This is a genomic window from Shewanella sp. ISTPL2 (assembly GCF_013283205.1).
Classification (GTDB): Bacteria; Pseudomonadota; Gammaproteobacteria; order Enterobacterales; family Shewanellaceae; genus Shewanella; species Shewanella oncorhynchi.
In genome coordinates this window covers 2,644,932-2,665,998 of sequence record NZ_JAAPAV010000001.1, presented here as the reverse complement: position 1 = coordinate 2,665,998, position 21,067 = coordinate 2,644,932, and the positions used below count along the sequence as shown (strand labels likewise).

The 21,067-nt window shown below is 45.6% G+C and carries 19 protein-coding genes; 9 read left to right on the top strand and 10 right to left on the bottom strand.

Going from position 1 to position 21,067, the window contains the following annotated elements:
• Window positions 1-25: 25 nt before the first annotated feature.
• Window positions 26-1,093 (bottom strand): alkene reductase, encoded by a 1,068-nt coding sequence (locus HUB64_RS11810; protein WP_131523010.1) that lies wholly within the window; start codon window positions 1,091-1,093, stop codon window positions 26-28.
• Between the two features lie 133 nt (window positions 1,094-1,226).
• On the opposite strand from HUB64_RS11810, the gene HUB64_RS11805 reads away from it, so the two are divergent.
• Window positions 1,227-1,808, top strand: coding sequence for a TetR/AcrR family transcriptional regulator (locus HUB64_RS11805; RefSeq protein WP_173246058.1), 582 nt, complete (start codon window positions 1,227-1,229; stop codon window positions 1,806-1,808).
• A 176-nt stretch (window positions 1,809-1,984) separates the two neighbouring features.
• On the opposite strand, the gene HUB64_RS11800 is transcribed toward HUB64_RS11805, so the two are convergent.
• Both HUB64_RS11800 and HUB64_RS11795 read right to left on the bottom strand, forming a co-directional pair.
• Complete coding sequence (locus HUB64_RS11800; RefSeq protein ID WP_028760777.1) at window positions 1,985-2,209, bottom strand: TIGR02922 family protein; 225 nt, start codon at window positions 2,207-2,209, stop codon at window positions 1,985-1,987.
• 332 nt (window positions 2,210-2,541) lie between these two features.
• Window positions 2,542-4,110, bottom strand: coding sequence for a methyl-accepting chemotaxis protein (locus HUB64_RS11795; protein WP_173497041.1), 1,569 nt, complete (start codon window positions 4,108-4,110; stop codon window positions 2,542-2,544).
• Between the two features lie 435 nt (window positions 4,111-4,545).
• Here HUB64_RS11795 and HUB64_RS11790 point away from each other — a divergent pair, with 435 nt between their 5' ends.
• Complete coding sequence (locus tag HUB64_RS11790; RefSeq protein ID WP_028760779.1) at window positions 4,546-5,268, top strand: YebC/PmpR family DNA-binding transcriptional regulator; 723 nt, start codon at window positions 4,546-4,548, stop codon at window positions 5,266-5,268.
• A gap of 65 nt (window positions 5,269-5,333) precedes the next feature.
• Here the strand turns inward: HUB64_RS11790 and HUB64_RS11785 are convergent, their stop codons facing one another.
• Both HUB64_RS11785 and HUB64_RS11780 read right to left on the bottom strand, forming a co-directional pair.
• Entirely contained in the window at window positions 5,334-7,004 is a 1,671-nt protein-coding gene (locus HUB64_RS11785) for a carotenoid oxygenase family protein (protein WP_173497040.1), read from the bottom strand.
• Between the two features lie 13 nt (window positions 7,005-7,017).
• Window positions 7,018-7,524: a DUF2141 domain-containing protein gene (locus HUB64_RS11780; protein ID WP_173497039.1), complete on the bottom strand. Its 507-nt coding sequence runs from the start codon at window positions 7,522-7,524 to the stop codon at window positions 7,018-7,020.
• A gap of 183 nt (window positions 7,525-7,707) precedes the next feature.
• On the opposite strand from HUB64_RS11780, the gene HUB64_RS11775 reads away from it, so the two are divergent.
• Together HUB64_RS11775 and HUB64_RS11770 are read left to right on the top strand one after the other, a co-directional pair.
• Window positions 7,708-8,871, top strand: coding sequence for a histidine kinase (locus tag HUB64_RS11775; RefSeq protein WP_173497038.1), 1,164 nt, complete (start codon window positions 7,708-7,710; stop codon window positions 8,869-8,871).
• A gap of 30 nt (window positions 8,872-8,901) precedes the next feature.
• Complete coding sequence (locus HUB64_RS11770; protein ID WP_173497037.1) at window positions 8,902-9,552, top strand: response regulator transcription factor; 651 nt, start codon at window positions 8,902-8,904, stop codon at window positions 9,550-9,552.
• Between the two features lie 93 nt (window positions 9,553-9,645).
• Here the strand turns inward: HUB64_RS11770 and raiA are convergent, their stop codons facing one another.
• Both raiA and HUB64_RS11760 read right to left on the bottom strand, forming a co-directional pair.
• The gene (gene raiA / locus HUB64_RS11765; RefSeq protein ID WP_028760784.1) at window positions 9,646-10,002 is read right to left on the bottom strand and encodes a ribosome-associated translation inhibitor RaiA; all 357 of its coding nucleotides are present in this window, start codon (window positions 10,000-10,002) and stop codon (window positions 9,646-9,648) included.
• Window positions 10,003-10,250: 248 nt separating this feature from the next.
• Window positions 10,251-11,819: a PAS domain-containing methyl-accepting chemotaxis protein gene (locus HUB64_RS11760; protein WP_173497036.1), complete on the bottom strand. Its 1,569-nt coding sequence runs from the start codon at window positions 11,817-11,819 to the stop codon at window positions 10,251-10,253.
• Window positions 11,820-12,247: 428 nt separating this feature from the next.
• Here HUB64_RS11760 and HUB64_RS11755 point away from each other — a divergent pair, with 428 nt between their 5' ends.
• The 5 genes from HUB64_RS11755 to HUB64_RS11735 all read left to right on the top strand — a co-directional run bounded on the left by HUB64_RS11755 (window position 12,248) and on the right by HUB64_RS11735 (window position 15,831).
• Entirely contained in the window at window positions 12,248-12,622 is a 375-nt protein-coding gene (locus tag HUB64_RS11755) for a DUF3649 domain-containing protein (RefSeq protein ID WP_131523016.1), read from the top strand.
• 1 nt (window position 12,623) lies between these two features.
• The gene (locus HUB64_RS11750) at window positions 12,624-14,294 is read left to right on the top strand and encodes a PepSY domain-containing protein (protein ID WP_173246078.1); all 1,671 of its coding nucleotides are present in this window, start codon (window positions 12,624-12,626) and stop codon (window positions 14,292-14,294) included.
• Window positions 14,291-14,641 (top strand): DUF3325 domain-containing protein, encoded by a 351-nt coding sequence (locus HUB64_RS11745; protein WP_113940646.1) that lies wholly within the window; start codon window positions 14,291-14,293, stop codon window positions 14,639-14,641. The genes HUB64_RS11750 and HUB64_RS11745 overlap by 4 nt, the downstream gene beginning before the upstream one ends.
• Window positions 14,642-14,728: 87 nt before the next feature.
• Window positions 14,729-15,166 (top strand): OsmC family protein, encoded by a 438-nt coding sequence (locus HUB64_RS11740; protein WP_028760789.1) that lies wholly within the window; start codon window positions 14,729-14,731, stop codon window positions 15,164-15,166.
• Window positions 15,167-15,390: 224 nt separating this feature from the next.
• Window positions 15,391-15,831, top strand: a complete 441-nt coding sequence (locus HUB64_RS11735; RefSeq protein WP_028760790.1) for a hypothetical protein — start codon at window positions 15,391-15,393, stop codon at window positions 15,829-15,831.
• 106 nt (window positions 15,832-15,937) lie between these two features.
• On the opposite strand, the gene HUB64_RS11730 is transcribed toward HUB64_RS11735, so the two are convergent.
• The 3 genes from HUB64_RS11730 to HUB64_RS11720 all read right to left on the bottom strand — a co-directional run bounded on the left by HUB64_RS11730 (window position 15,938) and on the right by HUB64_RS11720 (window position 21,000).
• The gene (locus tag HUB64_RS11730; protein WP_173497035.1) at window positions 15,938-19,222 is read right to left on the bottom strand and encodes a S41 family peptidase; all 3,285 of its coding nucleotides are present in this window, start codon (window positions 19,220-19,222) and stop codon (window positions 15,938-15,940) included.
• Between the two features lie 346 nt (window positions 19,223-19,568).
• Window positions 19,569-20,426, bottom strand: a complete 858-nt coding sequence (locus HUB64_RS11725; protein WP_028760792.1) for an ABC transporter substrate-binding protein — start codon at window positions 20,424-20,426, stop codon at window positions 19,569-19,571.
• A gap of 280 nt (window positions 20,427-20,706) precedes the next feature.
• Complete coding sequence (locus HUB64_RS11720; protein ID WP_028760793.1) at window positions 20,707-21,000, bottom strand: hypothetical protein; 294 nt, start codon at window positions 20,998-21,000, stop codon at window positions 20,707-20,709.
• Between the last annotated feature and the right edge of the window lie 67 nt (window positions 21,001-21,067).

Here is a 21,067-nt window from a genome sequence, read left to right as displayed (position 1 = left end):
TTCTTTATAAAGCTATTAAGCGAAATTATACTAAGCTTGCAAGCATTTCGTCGCTGTAAGGAACCAGTTCAACGCCATCACGCACGCGAGCAACATAGTCAGGGTTAGCAATGAATGGACGACCGATAGCAATCAAATCAAACTTATTCGCCGCAATCGCTTCACTGGCGGTTTCAGCGCTGTAGCTTCCAACACCCACTAAGGTTTTGCCATAGTGGGCGCGCACATAGCTTGAAGCTTTGCCACCAAGATAATCGAATTCCATGCTGTCATCGAAAATCCCAATATGCACAAAAGCGATATCGCGGGATTCCAGCTCAGGCAAGAAGTAATCGAATACTTCGCGGTCACGACTATCTGCCGCCATATTGAAATAAGCCCCTGGAGAAATCCGTAAACCGGTTCTATCTTTGCCGATACGAGCCACAACAGCATCGACAACCTCAAGCGCAAAACGGGACATATTGGCAGGTGTTCCACCGTATTCATCAGTACGGCGATTGCTATCATGGTGTAAGAAAGTGTCAATTAAATAACCATTTGCACCGTGGATTTCGACGCCATCGAACCCAGCTTCAATGGCATTTTCCGCCGCTTTGGCGTAATCACGCACTAGGCCTTGAATATCCTCAAGTGTGGCAGGTTTTGGCGTAACATAAGTCAGTTCGCGCATTCTTGGCACACTGCCTTCAATCTTCTGTGCTGATGCCGCAAGCACATCACCACCACCGAAAAAGTGTGGATGAGCAACACGGCCCGTATGCCATAACTGCACAAAAATCTTACCGCCATTGGCATGTACAGCATCGGTCACTTTACGCCAGCCAGCAATTTGCGCTTGAGTAAAAATACCAGGGGTATTGGGATAACCTTGAGCATCGGGACGAATAATCGTCGCCTCTGTGATGATCAAACCCGCTTCAGCGCGGCGTGCATAGTAGGCAACCATATCATCGGTCGGCACTAAATCAGCATCCGCCATACAACGGGTTAAAGGTGCCATTAAGATACGATTATTTAAGGTAATAGTGTCATTAAGTGAGTAGGTATCGAACAGATTTACCAATGAATTTGGCGTGGTTTGTGTGGTCATTTTCTCAGTCCCATTCTTGAATATGCATTCAAGATATTATTATTTAAACGATCATTCAAGTTCATTTTTGAATGTTTGTTCAAATTTAGGTAGAATCTGGCCTAAGCGTTTCTATACAAGTGAATTAAATTCGATGCGTAATGCAGAGTTCGACAGAGAACAGGTACTTCGCGGCGCTATGGCCGCCTTCATGCACAAGGGTTACACCAAAACGAGCATGCAAGATCTTACTCAAGCCACGGGATTACATCCGGGGTCGATTTACTGTGCCTTCACCAATAAACGCGGGTTATTAATCGCGGCCATAGAGCAATATCAACTCGACAGAAACGAGCAATTCAACAATCTATTCGGCAATGGCGAGAATGTGCTGACTAATTTGAAAACCTACTTAGATCATCTCGTTATTGAATGTCTGAGTTGCGATAGCGCCCAAGCTTGCTTACTGACAAAAGCGTTAAATGAAATTGCAGAGCAAGATGTTGAGATCCGAGACATCATCAATCAATATCTACAATCTTGGCAGCAAGCACTCACACTACAATTTGCCACCGCAACGTTACAAGGACTCCTCCAAGGCGATCGCAGCAGCGAGCAAAGAGCCCAATATTTAATGATGGGAATTTATGGTTTAAGAACCTTCGCCCACACCCATCCTAATGCCGAAACCTTACAGTACCTTGCAGACCAATTGCTGGTAGAAGTCTGCCATTAAAGTGCGTTAATTTGTGGGACAGTAAATATCTGAATGACTAACCGAATATGATTAAGCGAACAAGCGCTAACATTAATAGAAATAGATGGATTGAATAGAGTTTTTGCAGAAAATGTCGGGACGATAATTTAGCAAAGTGAATTATTCGTCCCAAGAATGACGATTAGTTTAAAATGTTAACCTATATTAGCTTGAGCAAACACTCGCTCGCCTAATGAATTCAATATCTTACACTCACCTTCAAGTACAGCAATGATAGATTTTCCCTTGCGGAAACTTGCAGGTATCATCACACGCCCAGCTTCACTCACTGGCAAATTACCTAATACGGCGTTGTGCATAATTAACCCTACGGGCGCATCATAATATAAAACAGTTACAGTCGCTTGATTTGCTTGCATCACATTTAACTCACATTAAGCAGCATCTACTGCGTTATATTTACGTCGCAAGAGAGCTCCCTGTCCTCAACATTTTAAAATATCCAGGAAGATACTTTAAACATTTTAAATCAATTACTTAAGGTCTTATTCAAATTTTATGATTTTTTATTGGATACAATACTGTCTTATACTGTACACCTTGGGCTATTTAAGCACTTCGGCAAAAAGATGCCAATCTATTTCTATTATGTTAATCAATTACCCACTATCGATCACATATAAGACACAAATAAAGATGCGTTTTTATGCATTTTTTAGAGTAAATAACCTAAATTTGAGTTATCAGTAATCTACTTAGCTTTAAATCCCACTCGAAATCCGCCCCAATGTTTACCGTTTACAAAAATGGGCACCGACAAGTCGTGCATCACTTCGCCCGTATCGCGTTTATAAGTTTGCAATAGCACAGGTTCAGTATGGGCGCCGCAACGGATCCCTGTCGGATCATTAAACAAGCGTTTGGTTCGATTGTGCACCATATCAACCTCAACTTTGCCTGTCAGTGCTTGGCTAAAGCGTTTATTATGGGTCGGAAAATAACCTTTCCTATCAACGGCTCCCGCATAAATAATTTCGCTGTGTTTTGCCAGAATGGGCTCTTGAATCGTTGGAAAATGCTGATCGGTATAACGATCGAAAGCCGTGCTGTATTTCTGCGGCTGAGTATTGGTAATAGGTTGGTATTTAGGATTAAACAAATCAGCCTCGCTAAAACTGCCACTGACTAAACCTTGTGCTAACTTGTCACCGCACGCTTTAGCGGCAACATTCGCCAATTGCAGAACCTGCTGATCGAAGGTTTGTGTATCCCATTTAGACAGCGCTTTAAAAATACCCTCAGTGGTCAAGGATAAAGTAAAGGCCTGCTCGGATACGCTATGACTCTGTTTACCCGTCGAATTTAACGAGTCACGTATTTGAGTCACCGAGCGGCTAATGTCGTTAGTAGTGTTGTTATATTGTTTGAGTGAATCTTCCATATCACCTAAGGCATGGGCCGATTGAGTCACAGAAGCCGAAATCTCAGTGAAGTGCGCGTCTAACTCGCCCATGGCGGCGACCACATCGGCGGTTTGCGTCACGACCCTTTCCATCAGCCCAGAAGTTTTATCCGTTTCACTGCGGATTTCTAATAGCATTTTGCCAATATCTTGGGTTGCACCCGCCGTTTTCCCCGCAAGGCTGCGTACTTCGTCAGCCACTACCGCAAAACCTCGACCCTGCTCTCCCGCACGAGCCGCTTCGATAGCCGCATTTAACGCCAACAGATTAGTTTGTTCGGCAACGGAGTTAATCACTTCGGTAATTTTTTGGATTTCTTCGGCTCTTGATTTAAGCGCCTGCACTTGCTCAGCGGCGGTATCAATATCCGTACTCAGTGAACGAATGGCCGCAACACCTTTCTGAGCTTGACTTCGTCCCTGCACGCTAACGCGCTCAGCCTCTTGAGCTTGACCTAAAATATCGGCTGCATTATCGCCAAGTTGGGCCGTAGTGTGACTCAATTGCCCCGCGGCAACCGCAATGGCGCTGGCATGCTCGCCATTTGATTCAATTGATTTATTCAGTAAATCAATAAAATGCGACACCTCAGCCGAACCGATAGCCATTTTGCTGGTTTGCACACTGATATCGTGGGCGGGAATGCTTTGCTCTTGTAATACCTTAATGTTTGCCTCATCGGTGTCGAGCTTAGCCTTAGATGCGCGCAAACACACCCACACCACTAAGACACAGGCAAGAGCGCCCAAGATCACCGCCTGCACAATGCTCGGAAGATGCAGTCCCTCAAGTAATAAACTCCCCAGAGTGACCAGCGTAAAACTGATGAAAATTAAAATTTTTTGTTGTATTTCCATATACTTCCCGTAACTGCGCAAGGTAAAAATGAAAGGGAAATGCTAAGAGTCGAATCATTAGCCTTCGTTCAGTTAGTATCAATTACAGCGACTATTTATTACAACTGACGAGGGAGGACTAACTATGATAGCGCTCAAGATTTATAGTTTTAGTCTATTTCTCTGAATAAGCTAGATAATTTATCTCGCTAAATAAACAAAGTAGAAGTTAGCTATCATCAACAGTCTCACGAGCGTATGGCATTAGACATTAGTATTAATCTATCGCGATATAGTCCTAGCCTATCTAAAAGCGGATCTTCCTTGAGAAAACTAACTTTGCCCTGAAATGCGTGCCCCGTCGCCTTCTAGGTAATAAATCACATAGGGACGACTGCACTTATGCCAAGAAAACTGCTAATATCGGCGCAATTTTTTTGAGCTAACGAGATCAAGATGGGCAGAGCATATCAAAACAAGAAAGAATCCATGGCGAAAACAGCCGGTCAAAAAACCCGCATTTATTCACGCTACGGTAAAGAGATTTACGTTGTCGCTAAGCAAGGCGGCGTTGAGCCCGATGGAAACTTATCACTGCGTCGCTTAATTGAACGCGCTAAGAAAGACCAAGTGCCTGCGCATGTTATTGAACGCGCAATTGAAAAAGCCAAAGGCGGCGGCGGTGAAGATTACGATACAGCCCGTTACGAAGGTTTTGGTCCTGGCAACTGCATGGTCATTGTTGACTGCTTAACCGATAACGTAAAACGTACCTTCACCGAAGTGCGTCAAGCCTTCGTGAAAAACGATGCCAAACTCGGCGGCCCAGGTACAGTTGGCCACATGTTTGATCATCAAGCCGTGTTCGTGTTTGCGGGTGATGACGAAGATGCGATTTTAGAACTGCTGATGATGGCTGACGTTGATGTAAGCGATGTTGAGCTTGAAGATGGCTTAATCACAGTATACGCACCACACACTGAATACTTTAAAGTCAAAACTGCGCTGACCGAAGCGATGCCAGAGGTTAACTTTGAATTTGACAATATCACCTTCGTACCGCAGGACATGACTAAAGTTGAAGGTGAAGATGTCGTTATGTTTGAAAAGTTTATTGCCGCACTTGAAGATTGTGACGACGTACAAAACGTCTATCACAATGCGGAAATTGATGACTAGACGTTTCTTTCGCCTGAAACAAAAACGCAGCTAAGAGCTGCGTTTTTTATTTATAGATCAAAATATTAAGCTTCAATAAAGCAGCCATGAAACCCTAGTGGCAATACCCTGTTCATTTGAGCCGAAGCTATAGGGCCCGCACTGATATCACTGGCACGAAACAAAGACAAACCAGACTGTGCATTATGGTAATCGAGCCAAGTCATCAGTAAATAAGCTTCGTGCTGCTCAGTGGCGGGGATATAGAGCGGCTCTTCGGCAACCTTGCCTTTGCCAAGATAAAACGCGCTATAGCTCGCGTCACCAAATGTATCCGCACTGTGCTTGCTACTGTCTTTTGCATTATGAATACAATACAAAGTGTTACTTAGCCCTGATTCAGATTCTGCTTCATATTTAAAGTTAGAGCTGGAGCCAGAGTTAACTGCTGAATCTGATCTTGCTCCAACGCCAAATAACGGAACAAACTCCGAAGCCCCGCCTGTTTTCTCTGCAAACGCTTTTTCACCGCTAGTTTGTTTTTGACTCATAATGTGCTGCGAAAACTGGGGAAACTCCATCATCACGCCGCTGCGCTTAATACGTGCAGAGGAAGGCAAGGTCTCCGCAAACTGCGTTTTGCTAGCTAGTGTAAATGCTGCTGTAAGTGGTGCTGTGAGCGGTACTGTAATTGTCACTAACTCGGCATGGGGTGTTTTTGTTTTTCGGGCACCCGTTAGTAACCCCTTCATCCCTTGCGTTAAAATCGCCGAATTGGGATAGAGGCAAAGTTGTACTGAAAGTTCGTCATTCTTCTCAATGGCTTGACCAAAGTGAAACACAAATCCAGCGGGCAGCGGGTGTAACTGGCGCGCTTTAAAGTCGGCTTTGTCGATAACCAGTAATTGCGATGGCAATTCGGGGCGCCATTTAAAGGCATCAACATAGGTTTCGCCCTCTTCATACACGCAGGATGAAATATAAAACACTAGCTTATTCTCACTCTGCGCGAAGGCATGTAAATAACTCGCCTGCGGTAATTCAATCACTTCCATTCTGGCAATGCTCTCATCGGCTGCCACTTGATACACAAGTAATTGCTTCTCACCACCGACATACCAGACGCCAAAATTCCATAGTCCACCTTGTCCGTCATCGAGCGGGTGAGCAGAAAAGGGCAAGCCCTTAAATTTGTCACCAAAGCTTTTCACGCCAAGCGTGGTTAAGGTCTGGGCATCAAGTCGATAGGGTGAACCCGCCTCCCATAAAGCGAGCAACTCGCCGTGGCGCGGCAATAAACTAGTATTAGCCACATTCAAATCATCGTTATTTCGAATAGGTAAAGCATTGGGGATCACTGTGCCTGCGGTCGTGTACTTAAACGCGCCAGCGGCCTCTTCGACTTTAAACTTCTTTGTTTGGATAAACTTGGCCTGATGCTGAATTTGCCCATTGCTCACACTAAACTGTTGCACCATGCCATCACCATCAAACCAATGTTGATATGCCTTTCCTGCCCGAGACATTTTCGCTGGCCCATTACGATATAGATTGCCACTCAACTGCGCTGGCCACTCGCCCGAAACCTGCATAGTGAGTGGCTGATAGTCGCCTTGCGCCCCATTAAAACCTATGGCCCATGGCTCACGTGCGATCGTTTGTGCGCTATCCAGCGCCAATAATTTATCAACCGAACTGGCCCAAACAGCACTCGTCATTAGGGCGGCTGAACCTGCTAAAAATTGACGTCTATCCATGGTGCAGCCCCCCTTAGCGAATATGTATGGTGATTTGTGCATCGGCCTGCAGACTAAAACTGGCGTCTTTAAAGCTCGCTGGTCCAAAACTGCCGGCGTTATTGCTAAAGCCATAGCCTTCACTCGGCACACCTAACATATTGGTATCTAAACTGTGATTGCCATTTTCATCGTGAAAGACCTTTACCGCGTATTGGCCATCGGCGAGATCGCTAAATACCAGCCTGTGATCTGTTTTAGTGACGGGCTTTATCATAGATGCGCTAGGATTGTGGCCTGCGGCGTAATCCTCGGCATTGGCATAAAGCTCCACCATCAAGGCGCCAGTTTGTACTTGAATATTATCGATATCCACAGTCAGGGTATGTGCCTGGCTCTCAGCCGACATGCTTCCTGCCGACACACTTCCAGCCGACAAGAGCGAGCAAGCTAAGCCTGCGCCCCAAATCGCTGATAACGTCCTTTTGGTCATATTTGCTTGGCGAATCTGAGTTGTCATAGCCGAGTTCACGTGTTTCATGTCTTACTCCTGTTATTTGCGCTGATAAGTAACTGCGATGGAGTTAGCTTAAAAAATCGCAGGACGAAAAACAGGTGCCAAAAGTCATGAAACAAAAATTTAACAAGATGACTTTTGGCATAGTGACATCTGGCGCTGATACCTTAGAATGGTCGGCAGAATTGGATTAAGGAATCGTCATTCGTGCTAGAAAATCGATTAGCGAAAGAAGAAAACATGTTGATTGCTGCAGGAGTGCTCACTTGGGCATTAGTCGCTTGGGTTGGGATAAATCAAGCCGCATTGCATACATGGCAAGGCATGCTAAATGTCGTACTGTATGGGCTGTTTGTAGTGCAATTTATACTGATAGCTACCGATAAAGTTGCGCATAATAATATTCGACTTCGCCGCATAACCACGCTAGTGATGCCGTTGACCGTGATGAGCTTAATGCTCACAGCAAACAACGCATTACTGCCTATCCTCTTCGTCATTTGGGCGTCACTGTTGCCTGAGTTTTTTAGTCGTCGCCAAGCCATTTCACAGCTGCTGCTAGCCAACCTTGTTTATTACGCGCTGCTGCAATGGCAATTGCATGAACAAAGCAATGTGTTCAATATTTTGATTTATCTTGGTTTTCAATTCTTTGCCTACAGCAGTAGCCAAGCAAGGCTTTCTGAACGTAAATCACGTTTGATACAAGAACAGCTAAACCAACAGCTTATTGCCACTCGCGCGCTGCTGAGCCAAGCCAGCGAACAGCAAGAAAGATTAAGGATATCACGCGATTTGCACGACATTCTCGGCCACCAACTCACAGCGCTTTCCCTGCAATTGGAAGTACTAAGCCATACAGCGCCCGAGGAGCTCAAACCTCAAGTCAATCAAAGTAAATCCTTAGCTAAACAGCTACTTGAAAGTATTCGCGCCGTCGTCAGGGCTCAAAGAGTGCAAGTGGGATTGGATTTAGTCCCACCTTTAGAGGCACTGATGACCCGCTTACCCAGCGTGACTCTTCACTGCAAAGGGATGAAGCCACTGCAATCAGCCGAACTGACTCAGGCACTACTGTTAGTGCTGCAAGAAGGCATCAGCAACGCCGTACGTCACGGCAAGGCGAATCAACTGCAACTGAGCATGGAAGACTCCCAAAGCGCACTGGTATTACAACTGAGCGACAACGGCGTTGGGCTAACACGGGGAGCTGCGCGAAACGCATCAGCTAAAAGCGGCACTGGACAGTTCGGTACTGGGCTCGGCGGCATGCAGGAAAGGCTACAACCCTTTAATGGCACCTTGGAGTTAAGGGCAAATGACTCGGCGTCCGGTTGCCAACTCACCCTCACACTCCCAGCACTCGCTTAACTTTTTATTAAAAAAATCTTTGGAATAGCTATGGATATGCAAAACAACATCATCAGTGTCGGTTTAGTGGAAGATCAGCAATTGGTTCGCCAAGGGATCGCTAGCCTGCTCGCTATTTCCGACAACATTCGCGTGTTATGGCAAGCCGAAGACGGTCAAGATGCACTCAAAAAGCTTGCCAGCAATCCCGTCGATGTGCTGCTCAGTGATATCCGTATGCCAAATCTTGATGGTATCGCCATGCTCAAACAGATACGGCAAAGTGCCAATCGCTTACCTGTCATCATGTTAACCACCTTCGACGACAGTGAGTTATTCCTCAATAGTTTACAGGCGGGAGCCAACGGCTTTTTGCTCAAGGACGTGTCACTCGACAAGTTACTGCACGCCATCGAAACCGCCGCCAAAGGCGGCTACTTGATAGAGCCTTCGGTACTCAAACAGATGAGTGAGCCTAAACCTGCACCTAGCGTTGGGGTAACTAGAAATGAATTATTGTCGGAACGGGAGCGGGAAATTCTCAGTTTTATGGCGGGCGGCTTCTCCAACAAGGAAATCGCCAATGCGGTATTTTTAGCCGAGGGCACAGTGAAGAATCATGTCTCTAACATACTCACTAAACTCGATTGCCGAGACCGTACCCAAGCTGTGCTCAAGGGATTACAACTGGCATTGATTTAACCCATTAGCATTAAACCAAACCCGATTGCCAACAAAAAGGGCCATTTAAGGCCCTTTTTGTGCTCATCTAAAGCGATGAGTTATAGCTAAAACCTAACGAAGATCCATCTCTTGGATAATTTCATGGGCAATAGCTGGCGTTGTACAGCTCGGGGTTTCATGCAAATCCGCTTTTAACTGACCTTTACGGTGCTTAAGTGCTGCATCTAATTTTTTCGATGCTGCTTTGATTGCTGGGTACATAACCTCATCGGTACCTGAAGCAGAAATACGGCTTCCTTCATAATTCGTACGAAGCTCAACCTGATACTCGCCATGCTCTTTCGCAATAATAATGTCCAGTGCGATCAGAGAGGGGAAATGGGTGGCGATTTTTGCAAATTTTTCGTTAACATCTTCTCTAATAGAATCAGTAACATCGACGTGGTGACCAGAAATATTTATTTTCATAGGTTGTCCCTTTTAGTGTCATTACTTTTATTTTTGCTTCACTAATAGAGCTTGGGGCATGCAGGATAAAACACAAGGGTTATTGGCAAATATTTCGGTCAACTCAGGTATTAGCATCTCCTAAATGTGACCTCCATCAAGAAGTCAAAAATAAAACAGCGAGAAAAACATGATTAAGTGATTGATTTATAAACAGGCATTAATAATAAATCAATCACAAAATGCAATACGACATAAGGTAAATACGCTTAATATTTACGTTGCACACTCTGCTGCCAAAACTGTTGGGACAAATGATGCGTCTTGGTCGATAAACGCGACACTTGATCACCCCGCGCCGCCGCATCGAGCGTCTGCTCTAAACTCTGCTGAGCCAAGTCGCTGATCACATGGATAGCTCGGCTAATTTCTGCGGCCACCGAAGTCTGCTGCGTCATCGCCGCCGCATTATCATCACTCAAAGAATTAATTCGCGAAATAGATGAAAGCAACTCGCCAAAAGCCACACTCGCATCTTGCGCTAAGCTTACCGAACGTTTTACCTGTTCCTGCCCTGCCATCATGGTCGAGGTCGCCCTTTGAGTGCTTTCCCTAAAACGGCTAACAATTAACTCGATTTGCGAGGTGGATTGGCTAGTACGGCTCGATAACTGCCTGACCTCATCGGCCACCACGGCAAAACCACGACCACTCTCCCCTGCCCGCGCCGCTTCAATTGCCGCATTTAAGGCTAATAAGTTTGTTTGGTCGGCAATAGCACGTATGACTTCGAGCACTTGGTGAATCGCACGGCTATCTTGTTCAATAGCTTGTACAACATCGGAAAAGTGGCTCACTTGTACACTTAACTGATGTATCGCATCAATAACTGTTTCTAAACGTGAATGACCGCGTTGAGCCGCCTCATGGCTCGACACCATTTCCGAGGCAGTGCGATGAATGTTTCCCGTTACTTCAGCAAAACTGGCACTCATCTGCTCCATCGCAGTCGCAGCTTGCGTGGTTTGTTCACTCTGACTATCGGCGTGCTCCCAAGTGTTTGTAATGGTTTGTTTAAGGCTGACACTTTGTGCTTGGATCTCACTGGCAGAATCAGCCATACGGCCAACAACGCCACCAATTTCAGTGATCAAAAAACGTAGGGCGAGGTCTAATTTACCGATCTCATCTTGGCGGCCGGTGTACACGCCCGTAGCGACGGGATCGTCAATAATGTTAGTTGCCATAGACACAAGCTTTTGCAGCGGCTGCATCAGGTAATACCATGCTAGGCACGCGAGACTCATTCCCACCATCGCGGCAACTATGGGGGAATAACTGGCAATTATCGCCGTAGCCGTAATCGAAACCAACATGGCCAGCAGTATTTTGCCACTGAAACCTAACCTATCTTTACGCAACACTTTAGGTTGCTTGCCCTGATTAATATCACGGTAAATACTCTCAGCGGCTTTAATCTGCTCAGGGGTAGCTTGGCGACGAACAGATTGATACTCATGAACTTTACCATCTTCATACACTGGCGCGACGTAGGCATTCACCCAATAATAGCCGCCCGTTTTGGTGCGATTTTTAACTATCCCCATCCAAGGCTTGCCCTGCTTAATTCGCTCCCAGAGGATCTTAAATGCAGCCGCAGGCATATCTTGATGGCGCACTATGTTATGTGGATTCCCTTGCAACTCAGCAACACTAAACCCACTGATCTGCGAAAAGGTCTGATTCACATATTTAATATTTCCCTTCAGATCCGTCGTTGATAGTAAAATCGCATTATCTGACAGGTGTGTTTCACCATTTGTAGAATTTTTATGCATAGGGTTATCAGGCTAGGTCTCGGTAAAAAAGATAACGCATTCTGCCAAAACCGTCGTCTATCAAAATTGATAAAGCTCACATTGGCAGCATAAAAATTAACCTAATGCTAAACAAGCAGTAACCACTAAACACATATCAACAAATAAAAACAAACAATTGTGACAGAGCGCTCGTTACGCTACATACGTTAAACTCGCCACCCTACACTCGCTAAAGCAGATCAGCTTAAGATCACAAATTCACATTCGAATCTAAATGATATCGTTTATCATTTGAATTAACTAAGTTATACTTCTCGCGGTTAGCTATCTACTGCTATAGAAATGCATTCGTCGTTAAGCCAAAAAGCTCAAGCACACTTTGCAGAATCAACAGTAACGGATAGCCATAACAGACCCATATTGGCTCGAAATGAGAAGTGGCACTTATGTCTAATACACCCGCGTTTGAAACCTCAACGCAATCTTCTACAACTCAAATGCGCTCGTTCTCGCTGATTTCGCGGGGAATTGTGCAATGGTTTAAGCAAGAGCAATCGCAGTTTGCCTTCAAAGTCTTTGCGCGTGCGAGTGCCGCTCTACTGGCGGGTTATGTTGCGGCAGCAACCTTGGCTTGCCTGCTGACATTAGTGCTACCTATGCCGCGCTTTGAAAGCACGATAACAGCCAATATGTTAGCTTTCCTGTTTTATGCCATTGCTATTATTTATGCCTTTTGTGTGCGTAAAACCTGGCATGCGTGGCGAGATTTAGGCTTAGTGAGTTTGTTATGTTTTGGATTGATCAAGGTATGTGGGCAATAAGATGAAAGAGACATTTTTTAGAACTTTATCTTGGCTACATACCTGGGCAGGCTTGCTGGTATGTTGGGTATTATTGTTGATCTTTTTTGCGGGTAGCTTGAGTTATTTTCGCCATGAGATCAGCCTTTGGAATGAACCCGAATTACACAAAGGGGTTTATCAAGACTACCGAGCCGATACACTCGAAAACCAATTAGATAAAGGTCAAAGTTACATAGAAGCGCATTCGCCGGCAACAGCGCAGCGCTGGATGATAGGTTTTCCAACTGAACGAACCCCCTTTCAAAGCGTTAGCTGGCAACTGCCACCAGAAAAAGGTCAGCGTCGTGGCAAGACTGAAGAACATGTAGCCTTAGCAGATGGCAGCGGCATGATCTCTGAAGTGCGTGAGAGTCGCGGCGGTGATTTCTTCTATCGTCTGCACTTTGACTTGCACTATATGTCCGCTATTACAGCGCGTTATATCGTCGGCGTTTGCACTATGTTTATGCTGATCGCCCTTATCAGTGGCATAGTGATCCACAAACGGATCTTCAAAGATTTGTTCAGTTTTAGACGGGATAAAGGCGCTCGCTCTTGGCTAGACGCGCACAATGTGAGCTCTGTCATCGCCCTGCCCTATCATTTGATGATCACTTATACAGGGCTTATTACCCTAATGCTTATCTATATCCCATGGACGGTTAATACCGCCTATTCGGGTGATAACCAAGCTTTTTTAAAAGAACTTAATCCCGCCAGACAAACCGAGAAAGCTGCAGGGATTAGTGCGCCACAGGTGCAACTAAGCCAATTATTACCTCAAGTGAAAGCCGCATGGGGCGATGCGCCAATTAAGCAAGTGATAGTGTCATACCCTAAAGATCAAAATAGCCAAGTGACCTTTTACCAAAACACAGGTAAAGATGTGACCGATGAAGCCAATATTTTGATATTCAACGGGGTAAATGGTGAGCTTAAATATACCAGCCCGCACGAAGCCTCAGGAGCCTCCGCGACTTACGATACTATGATGTCGCTGCACACGGCACGTTTTGCCGCCCCGCTGCTAAGATTTTTATTCTTTTTCTGCGGTTTATTAGGCTGCGCTATGATCGCGACAGGCACTTTGATGTGGGCCATTCGTCTACGTCAAAAACAGCAAAAATTGATCGATAAAGGCGAGAAACCAAGCTTTGGATTACGTTTAGTTGAAGGGTTAAACTTCATGTTTATCTTAGGACTACCCTTAGGCACTGTAGCCTTCTTTTACGCCAATCGTCTCTTATCGACAAGTTTTGCAAGCCGCTCTGAATGGGAAGTTCACAGTTTCTTTCTCGCGTTAGCGGCAATGGGAGTTTGGGCTTTCTTGGGTCGTTCACGTCGCCAGTGGCAAACCGCATTACGACTCACAGGGACCTTGTGCTGTGCGCTGCCCGTGCTCAATGCCTTCACATCACCAAGCAATATCATCGACAATATCCAATCCCACCAATGGGCTTTAGTCGGATTTGACGTGCTCGCAGTGCTACTTGGTGGCGCTATGCTATTTGCCAGTAAAAGAGTGACTTTGATTGCTAAGGCCCCCGCTAAACGCCCAGCAAAAGCAAAAAATGCACGTAGAAGCGAATCCCAAACATCCCTTGCCAGCGACCTTAGTTCGTCATCTTCATTGGAGGAAGCCAAATCATGATGCCAGAATTTATTCCCCTACTTGGGATCTTAGGTTTGAGTTATCTTTCCCTCGCCCTGTTTGCCTTAGCTAAATTTGGTCACTTCAAAGATGTGTTCAATCGTCCACCAGCACAATGGCAAAGTCGTTTGCTAACCTTGTTTGCTTGGTTACTACTAGCATTTAGCTTAAGTGCCTGCGCGAGCGATCAGGGCTGGGCCTACGGGAGCATTTTGTTTATGGGAATAATTTCCCTCGCGGCAATGCTGGTCATCCTAACGTTAAGCTACAGCCCGCGCCATTTACCGATAGGAATCGTCACTGGCAGCGTGCTCACTGGCACTCTATTACTGAGTGCTGGGATCTAATGTCCAGCTAACACTGGCATGGCGATCATGGCTAAGTGAGCACCGCTAGGCTATAGTGCCCTGATGTCCTTCAGATAGGAGAAAATAATGGGCTTTAACTTAACGGTTAACTGGCAAACCTCGCCCGCCGAAGAAGGCGAATTTTGTCGAGACCACAGTATTACCTTTGGCAGCGGCCAGACGATTCAAGCCTCGTCGGCACCGGAATACAAAGGCAATGGGCAAAATGTCAATCCAGAGGAAAGCCTGTTGGCTGCATTATCCTCATGCCATATGTTGACCTTTCTAGCAATTGCGCATCTTAAGCGCTTACCTGTAACCTCCTATGTGGATAATGCCACTGCAGAGCTGGGTAAAAACGAGGCGGGCAAGTTGGCCGTGACAAAGATGGTGCTCAATCCTAAGGTCATTTTCGCTGAAGGGGTCGAAGTCAGCCAAGAAACCCTTGAGAAAATTCACGAGAAAGCACATGCAAATTGCTTTATCGCTAATAGTTTAGCAACAGATATTCAAATCAAGTTTTAGGATTTGAGCAGATCTTTATGGCCCGCAGATGCTTTTCCTAAGCGGGCTTTTTTATTGCCGCACCGTAACTCAATACCTGTCTGAATCATTGCTATCACCGAATTATCCGCGCCACCTAACCATCCACAGAGTCTAACTTTTCACCATTATTCAGCTCAGGTCCAGCTTTTAAACAGTACGATAGAAGCCAATCTTAGCTTGGTATCATCTGTTGGAATTAAAAGATGCACATTCAACCACTGCGAAATTCCCCGTCTGTCAGCCCACAAAAAAATGTCTCCACTGCTGAATTTACACAGGTTAAAAATCCAGTTCAAACCAGCGCACCAGCATCAACTGATACAGTAACGCTTTCTAGCGATGCAAAACAATTGGCGGCGAATACGCAAAAACCAGCAGAAATGCCAGCACTGAGGGATAACATAGAAACCTTAGTCGAATTGAAACACGCGAAGATGAAGTATCAAGTGATCGCCGACATGACCAATTTAGCGACAGGAACGAGCCAAGGGATTTCAGCGCCAACGGCCTATTATCTAAGCCATAACGAAGACGCGAGAGCAATGACAGTTAATCACCTTGCCCAACAACAGCAAGTGAACACTATGCAGATCTATGCAGAAACAAGTAAAAATGGGAATAGAAGTATTAATGAATGGGCATAAAAATGGGTGTTGTCTCGGGAACCAAGAGACAACACCCTAACTTTGTACGCGGACATGCTAGCCGAGATACCTTAAATTTCGGTTAAATACTGAATTTAAATATCAATTACTTAGCTTTAATATCCTGTGCCATACCTTTTACAGGCAAAGGTTGCACTTTTAAGGCTGGGATTGGCTGTTTAACCAACTCATCCTTCAAATAACTTATTGCAGTTTCAAGCTGCGCATCTTTGCCATTAAAGGTAGCGAAAGGTAAGTTATCGACTTCAATATCCGGCGTTACGCCATGGCCTTCAAGCACCCAGCGGCCATCCATTGCATACTGTGGATACTCGGCCACCCGCGCCATCCCTTTATCGGTCAACGCATTTCGCCCAGATAACCACACGCCCGCCCCTGCCGTTTGCTTACCAATTAAGGGCGCAATACCGAGTGCTTTAATCCCTGCGGAGAAGGTTTCGCCGTCGGAATAGGTCAGTTCATCGGTTAACACCACTAAATGACCGCGGAAGGTTTGTTGCATATTGGTGTTTGGCGTGCCGTGGGTCGGTAGCCAAAACGCCCAAGCGCGGCGTAGTAACTTCTCGATAATCCAACTGTCAATATTGCCACCGCGGTTACGGCGAACATCGATAATCAAACCCTCTTTATCGTAGTTGGCATAAAACTCACGGGCGAAACTTTCAATATCACCACCGCCCATGGCATATAAGTGCAAATAACCCATCTTGCCCTGACTTGCATCCTCGACCACAGCCGCGTTATGGCTCACCCAATCTAAGTAACGTAATTGACTGTCCACCACAGCGCTAACGGGCATGACGATGGTTTTATGGGTTTGGCTACCACGCTTAAGCTGTAGTAATACTTGCTTATCCTGTTGATTGCGCAGAAGACGCGTGACGTCGGCCACATTCACCACTGGCGTGCCATTAATAGCCAACAGCATATCGCCTTCTTTAGCATCGACTTCGATACGATTTAACGGTGAAGCATTAGCCGGTAACTCAGGATCGTTACTGTAAATGTGCGCGATTTTAACGCCATCTGCAGTTTGTTGTAGGCGCGCGCCAAGGCTTGCCGCTTTAGCCGCATCGGGATCTTGAGGTAAATCACCACCGCGCACCTGTGAGTGCAAAGAATCTAACTCGCCCATCATTTGCATGAAGATGTCATTCAGTTCGTTACGATCGGTCAGGCGGTCGAGCAAAGGCTGATACTTAGCCTTAGTGGCTTGCCAATCGAGGCCGCGCATCTTCTTGTCGAAGAAAGATTCTCGGTGCATCAACCACGCATCTTCAAACATTTGCTGCCATTCAAGCTGCGGAGAAATCGCTAGCTGCCATTGTTCCGTTTGCACTTTGGCATTATCCGTATCGCCTAATTTATCACCGCCATCAACAATCAGGAGTGATTTTTCATTACTGTGCTTACGTAGCATCAGCTTTTTACCATCGGCAGAAACCTCATATTGGCCAATGTCCTCGGCAAAAACCTCGGCTTTGGGGCTTAATCGGTCAAATTTGATGGTCATTAAATTAGGAGCGACATCGTCGCCAATAGCTTGATCTAACAAATAAAGTCTATCATCGACGACGCGCAGCTTACTGTAATTTCCTGAATCGACAGGCACTTGCCATAAACGCTGGGAGATCCCTGCCCAATCGATTTTCACTGGACTCGGTTTATCCTTAGCATCGGTTTTTTCAACTTGATTCGATTCGAGTTCATTGGGTTTACTAAAGGGGAATTTGGCATTTTTGACCAGTGCGATGGCAAAAATTTGGCTGCGTTTATCAAACACAGGACCCATGTTTCTATCGCCCCAAGGTGAACTTGGTGTTGCGCTGAATTGGCGGTTTGACAGGAAATATAGCCACTGGCCGTCACTGCTAAAGGTTGGCGAATAGGACTCGTATTTGTCGCTGGTGAGCGTCTCGGCCTTATTTTCATCCACAGCATACAGAACGATTTGCGGACGTTGTTTACCGATTTCCGACTTAGTTAATGCAATAAAACGGCTGTCACCGGACCAGCGGATATCGGCGTAAGGCCCAAGTCCCTCGCCGTTAGTGATGATTTTTTGATTGGTATTTTTCTTTAAGTCGAGCAGCCAAACGTTACCATCGTTATCGTCATGGGCGATAAATCGACCGTCACTGGACAAATTAAGACTCATTCTTAAAGTATGACTGTCTTTGGTTAACTGTTTAGCGCCACTGCTGCCATCAGCAGAGAATTGCCAAATTTCCTGCTGACCTGTCATGTCGCTAATCGCATAAACCGACTTGCCATCTTGGCTCAACACCGCTTCCCTTACGCGATAAGTCCCCGGCAGTGCAACTTGAACTAAACGCGAGCCATCAATACCCGCGATTGCCACGTGGCTGCGGGCGGTGATCACCACTTTATCGCCAGCGGGGGCCAAATTAGTTGAAGAAGCGTAATCCATAGGATCTGTCACCCAATGCTCACGGCGCTCGGCAAAATCGGAAATGAGTTCAATATTGAGTAACGAGTCTTTAGCGGCCGCAATATCAAACACATGGATATCCGCACCTAACTGGAATACCACTTTGCCTTGGTCCATCCGCGCACCGCGGACTTGCCAATCTTTAAATTGAGTCAACTGTTTTGCATCTGAACCATCGAGCGCCATCGACCAGAGGTTGTCGTTGCCATCGCTGTCGCTGATAAAATAGAGTCTGTCCTGCCATAGCATAGGTTGGCGCACTGAGCCGTCGTGTTGGCCGCTAAGCAACTGTGCTTCGGTTTTGCTGCCAAGTTTAAAGCGCCATAATTCACCTTTTGCGCCGCCACGGTACACTTTGGCATTATCGCCAGTCACTTGCAGACCAAAGCGGGTGAAGTACACGTATTCGTTGCGATCATCAATCACACCTTCAACTGCATCGGCTAAGGGTAAATCTGTGGTGGTGAGGGTTTGAGGATCGACGCTGCGCAGCATCCAATTATTAGCAGGACCAAAACCAGTGTCGGTAGAATATAAAATCTCGCCTTTGGCAGTCCAGCCCTGAACTCGTACACGGCTATTCTCAAAAGTCACCCGTTTAGCCACACCGCCCGTAATGGGGATCACATACACTTCGCTCGCGCCTTCATAGTTGGCAACATAAGCAACCCACTTACCGTCGGCCGAAATAGTCGCCCCTAGCTCTTCCGCAGGTAAACTCGTTAAGCGAGTAGCCGCTTTTTGACCTAAGGTCTGAGTCCATAAATCCCCTTCTGCAGTAAAGACTAAGGTTTGATCGTGCAACGCTGGCGCACGGTAATACCCTTGATTGCTCACCGCATCGGCAGCGATGGTTTGGAACGCTGTTAATGTGCCTAGGGCAAGCATACAGCAGGCGACAGAATGGCGAAGTTTCATGTATGACCTCTATCCTATTGTTATTTTTAGCAATAGACTCTTTACTACGAGATTTTGCTAGCAGATTTAGCGAAGAAATTCTTGCCATGGGCTTTTGTAAAAAACCACAATCAAGTCCAAAGCATGACAATTGAGCCCAACAAGCTAGCAGAATTTGATAGAGAGTTCAGTAACTTCAAGTCAGAGAAGTTTTAGCAAATGTGTCACATCTTAAATCGCGGAGGAACAACTGAATAAAAGACAAGATTCTTTAGAGGAAAACATCAAAGATCATAGCGTTACCATATTGCACTAGGATAAAAATATACCAGAGTCGGACATGAGTGGCTAACGTGAAGGGCTAATGTTAAGGGCTGACATACAGCGTCTTTAGCGGACTGTTTAGGCGGCTCATATTAGACTGTTTCGCCAGTGTCATTTGTTGCCATTTATTGATCACTCGTGCAATTTCACCGTTATCCATCAATGCCTTAATCGCATGATTAAACTGCTCTAACTGGCTTGTCTTGATACTCGCTTTACTGAACATTAAATGAATATGGTTTTGATCTAACACTAACTTAAGTGGCACTAGCTTGATGCGTTGATGCTGGCTGGCGATATAGGGCATGGCTAAGGTATCTCCGACTATCATATCTCCTCTACCGTAGATAAGCATTTGCACAGACTTATCTGAGTCGGGACTTAATACTAACAAGTGCTCCTGCTCTAATCGATATTGAGATTCTTGATAATCTGCACCATACCAACCGCTAGAAGGGACAAGTAGACGCAATTTTTTGGTAAAAATGTCCTCCCATTTATCGATATTAATCTGATCTTTTTGCTCATAAAGTACAAATAAGCGTAGCTCTTCATCTCGGTAATAGGTTGAAAAAAGAGCATAGTTTTGACGTTCATCCGTCATAGTCGCTCCCATCAACACATCTAACTGTCCTGCTCGCAACATCTGATGCGAGCGCTTAGCAGGCACATTAATAAAATGAACTTCACAACCAAGATACTCTGCAAATGCCCGCATCAGATCCACATCTAAGCCTTGGGCTTCTCCTTGAGGATCTTGCCAAGCATAGGGAGGCCAATCGTTGTAACCGACTTTAATCGTGTTCTTACAAGGTAAAGGACTATTGACCTGCGACACACTTACAGCGGGCAAGACTAAAAAAAGCATAAATAAGACAGGAACGTATTTAAACCATGGCATAGGCTAAGTTACTTGCCTCTTAAGTTGACTATCCTCTCTTGATTAAGATGAAGTATAACGATTCAGCGTCAGACTTCCGCGAGGGGGTTCTACCTCAGTAAGCGTAGTTGTCACTTAGATAGCGCGCCATAAACACCGGCGAGATCACAGTAATTAGCCTAAAAAAGGGCGAGGAATAATAACAAAAAAGCACAACAGCCAAGAGTGAGATCTAAACGACTCACTATACTGCGATAAAGGCTAAGCCTGAACGCAGGAAATAAAATAAAGTTTTATAAATTTAAATCAGACACTTATAAATAATAGCAACAACTTTAGTGGGATCCCCCATATCGACTTGTAACCAAACTATGTGTGTTCCCCCCAATTCCTCACCCTGAGCCGTGGCGGACTCTTTAGCTTCATCAAGCCGGTTTTCATGGCGGCTCACCCCAGTGACTAAAGCAAAACTATCGCAGTGGGTGACTTCAAAATCGTAGGCCACGTTAATGCGACGATATAGTTCATGCTGCTTGGTCGCACATCCAGATATTAAAACGCAAAAACATGTACTTAACAGAAAAAATTTAGACAAATCAATTAACCCACAGATTAAACACGCGGGTGAACATAACTAATTGCAATAGATAAAATTGTGAACA

What these genes read in the sequence shown, in the direction of transcription:
- HUB64_RS11760 (WP_173497036.1), bottom strand. Translation starts at nt 11,819, where the DNA reads ATGCATAAAAATTCTACAAATGGTGAAACACACCTGTCAGATAATGCG.
- HUB64_RS11805 (WP_173246058.1), top strand. Translation starts at nt 1,227, where the DNA reads ATGCGTAATGCAGAGTTCGACAGAGAACAGGTACTTCGCGGCGCTATG.
- HUB64_RS11730 (WP_173497035.1), bottom strand. Translation starts at nt 19,222, where the DNA reads ATGAAACTTCGCCATTCTGTCGCCTGCTGTATGCTTGCCCTAGGCACA.
- HUB64_RS11725 (WP_028760792.1), bottom strand. Translation starts at nt 20,426, where the DNA reads ATGCCATGGTTTAAATACGTTCCTGTCTTATTTATGCTTTTTTTAGTC.
- HUB64_RS11735 (WP_028760790.1), top strand. Translation starts at nt 15,391, where the DNA reads ATGCACATTCAACCACTGCGAAATTCCCCGTCTGTCAGCCCACAAAAA.
- HUB64_RS11795 (WP_173497041.1), bottom strand. Translation starts at nt 4,110, where the DNA reads ATGGAAATACAACAAAAAATTTTAATTTTCATCAGTTTTACGCTGGTC.
- HUB64_RS11790 (WP_028760779.1), top strand. Translation starts at nt 4,546, where the DNA reads ATGGGCAGAGCATATCAAAACAAGAAAGAATCCATGGCGAAAACAGCC.
- HUB64_RS11800 (WP_028760777.1), bottom strand. Translation starts at nt 2,209, where the DNA reads ATGCAAGCAAATCAAGCGACTGTAACTGTTTTATATTATGATGCGCCC.
- HUB64_RS11740 (WP_028760789.1), top strand. Translation starts at nt 14,729, where the DNA reads ATGGGCTTTAACTTAACGGTTAACTGGCAAACCTCGCCCGCCGAAGAA.
- HUB64_RS11785 (WP_173497040.1), bottom strand. Translation starts at nt 7,004, where the DNA reads ATGGATAGACGTCAATTTTTAGCAGGTTCAGCCGCCCTAATGACGAGT.
- HUB64_RS11810 (WP_131523010.1), bottom strand. Translation starts at nt 1,093, where the DNA reads ATGACCACACAAACCACGCCAAATTCATTGGTAAATCTGTTCGATACC.
- HUB64_RS11770 (WP_173497037.1), top strand. Translation starts at nt 8,902, where the DNA reads ATGGATATGCAAAACAACATCATCAGTGTCGGTTTAGTGGAAGATCAG.
- HUB64_RS11745 (WP_113940646.1), top strand. Translation starts at nt 14,291, where the DNA reads ATGATGCCAGAATTTATTCCCCTACTTGGGATCTTAGGTTTGAGTTAT.
- HUB64_RS11755 (WP_131523016.1), top strand. Translation starts at nt 12,248, where the DNA reads ATGTCTAATACACCCGCGTTTGAAACCTCAACGCAATCTTCTACAACT.
- HUB64_RS11750 (WP_173246078.1), top strand. Translation starts at nt 12,624, where the DNA reads ATGAAAGAGACATTTTTTAGAACTTTATCTTGGCTACATACCTGGGCA.
- HUB64_RS11780 (WP_173497039.1), bottom strand. Translation starts at nt 7,524, where the DNA reads ATGAAACACGTGAACTCGGCTATGACAACTCAGATTCGCCAAGCAAAT.
- raiA (WP_028760784.1), bottom strand. Translation starts at nt 10,002, where the DNA reads ATGAAAATAAATATTTCTGGTCACCACGTCGATGTTACTGATTCTATT.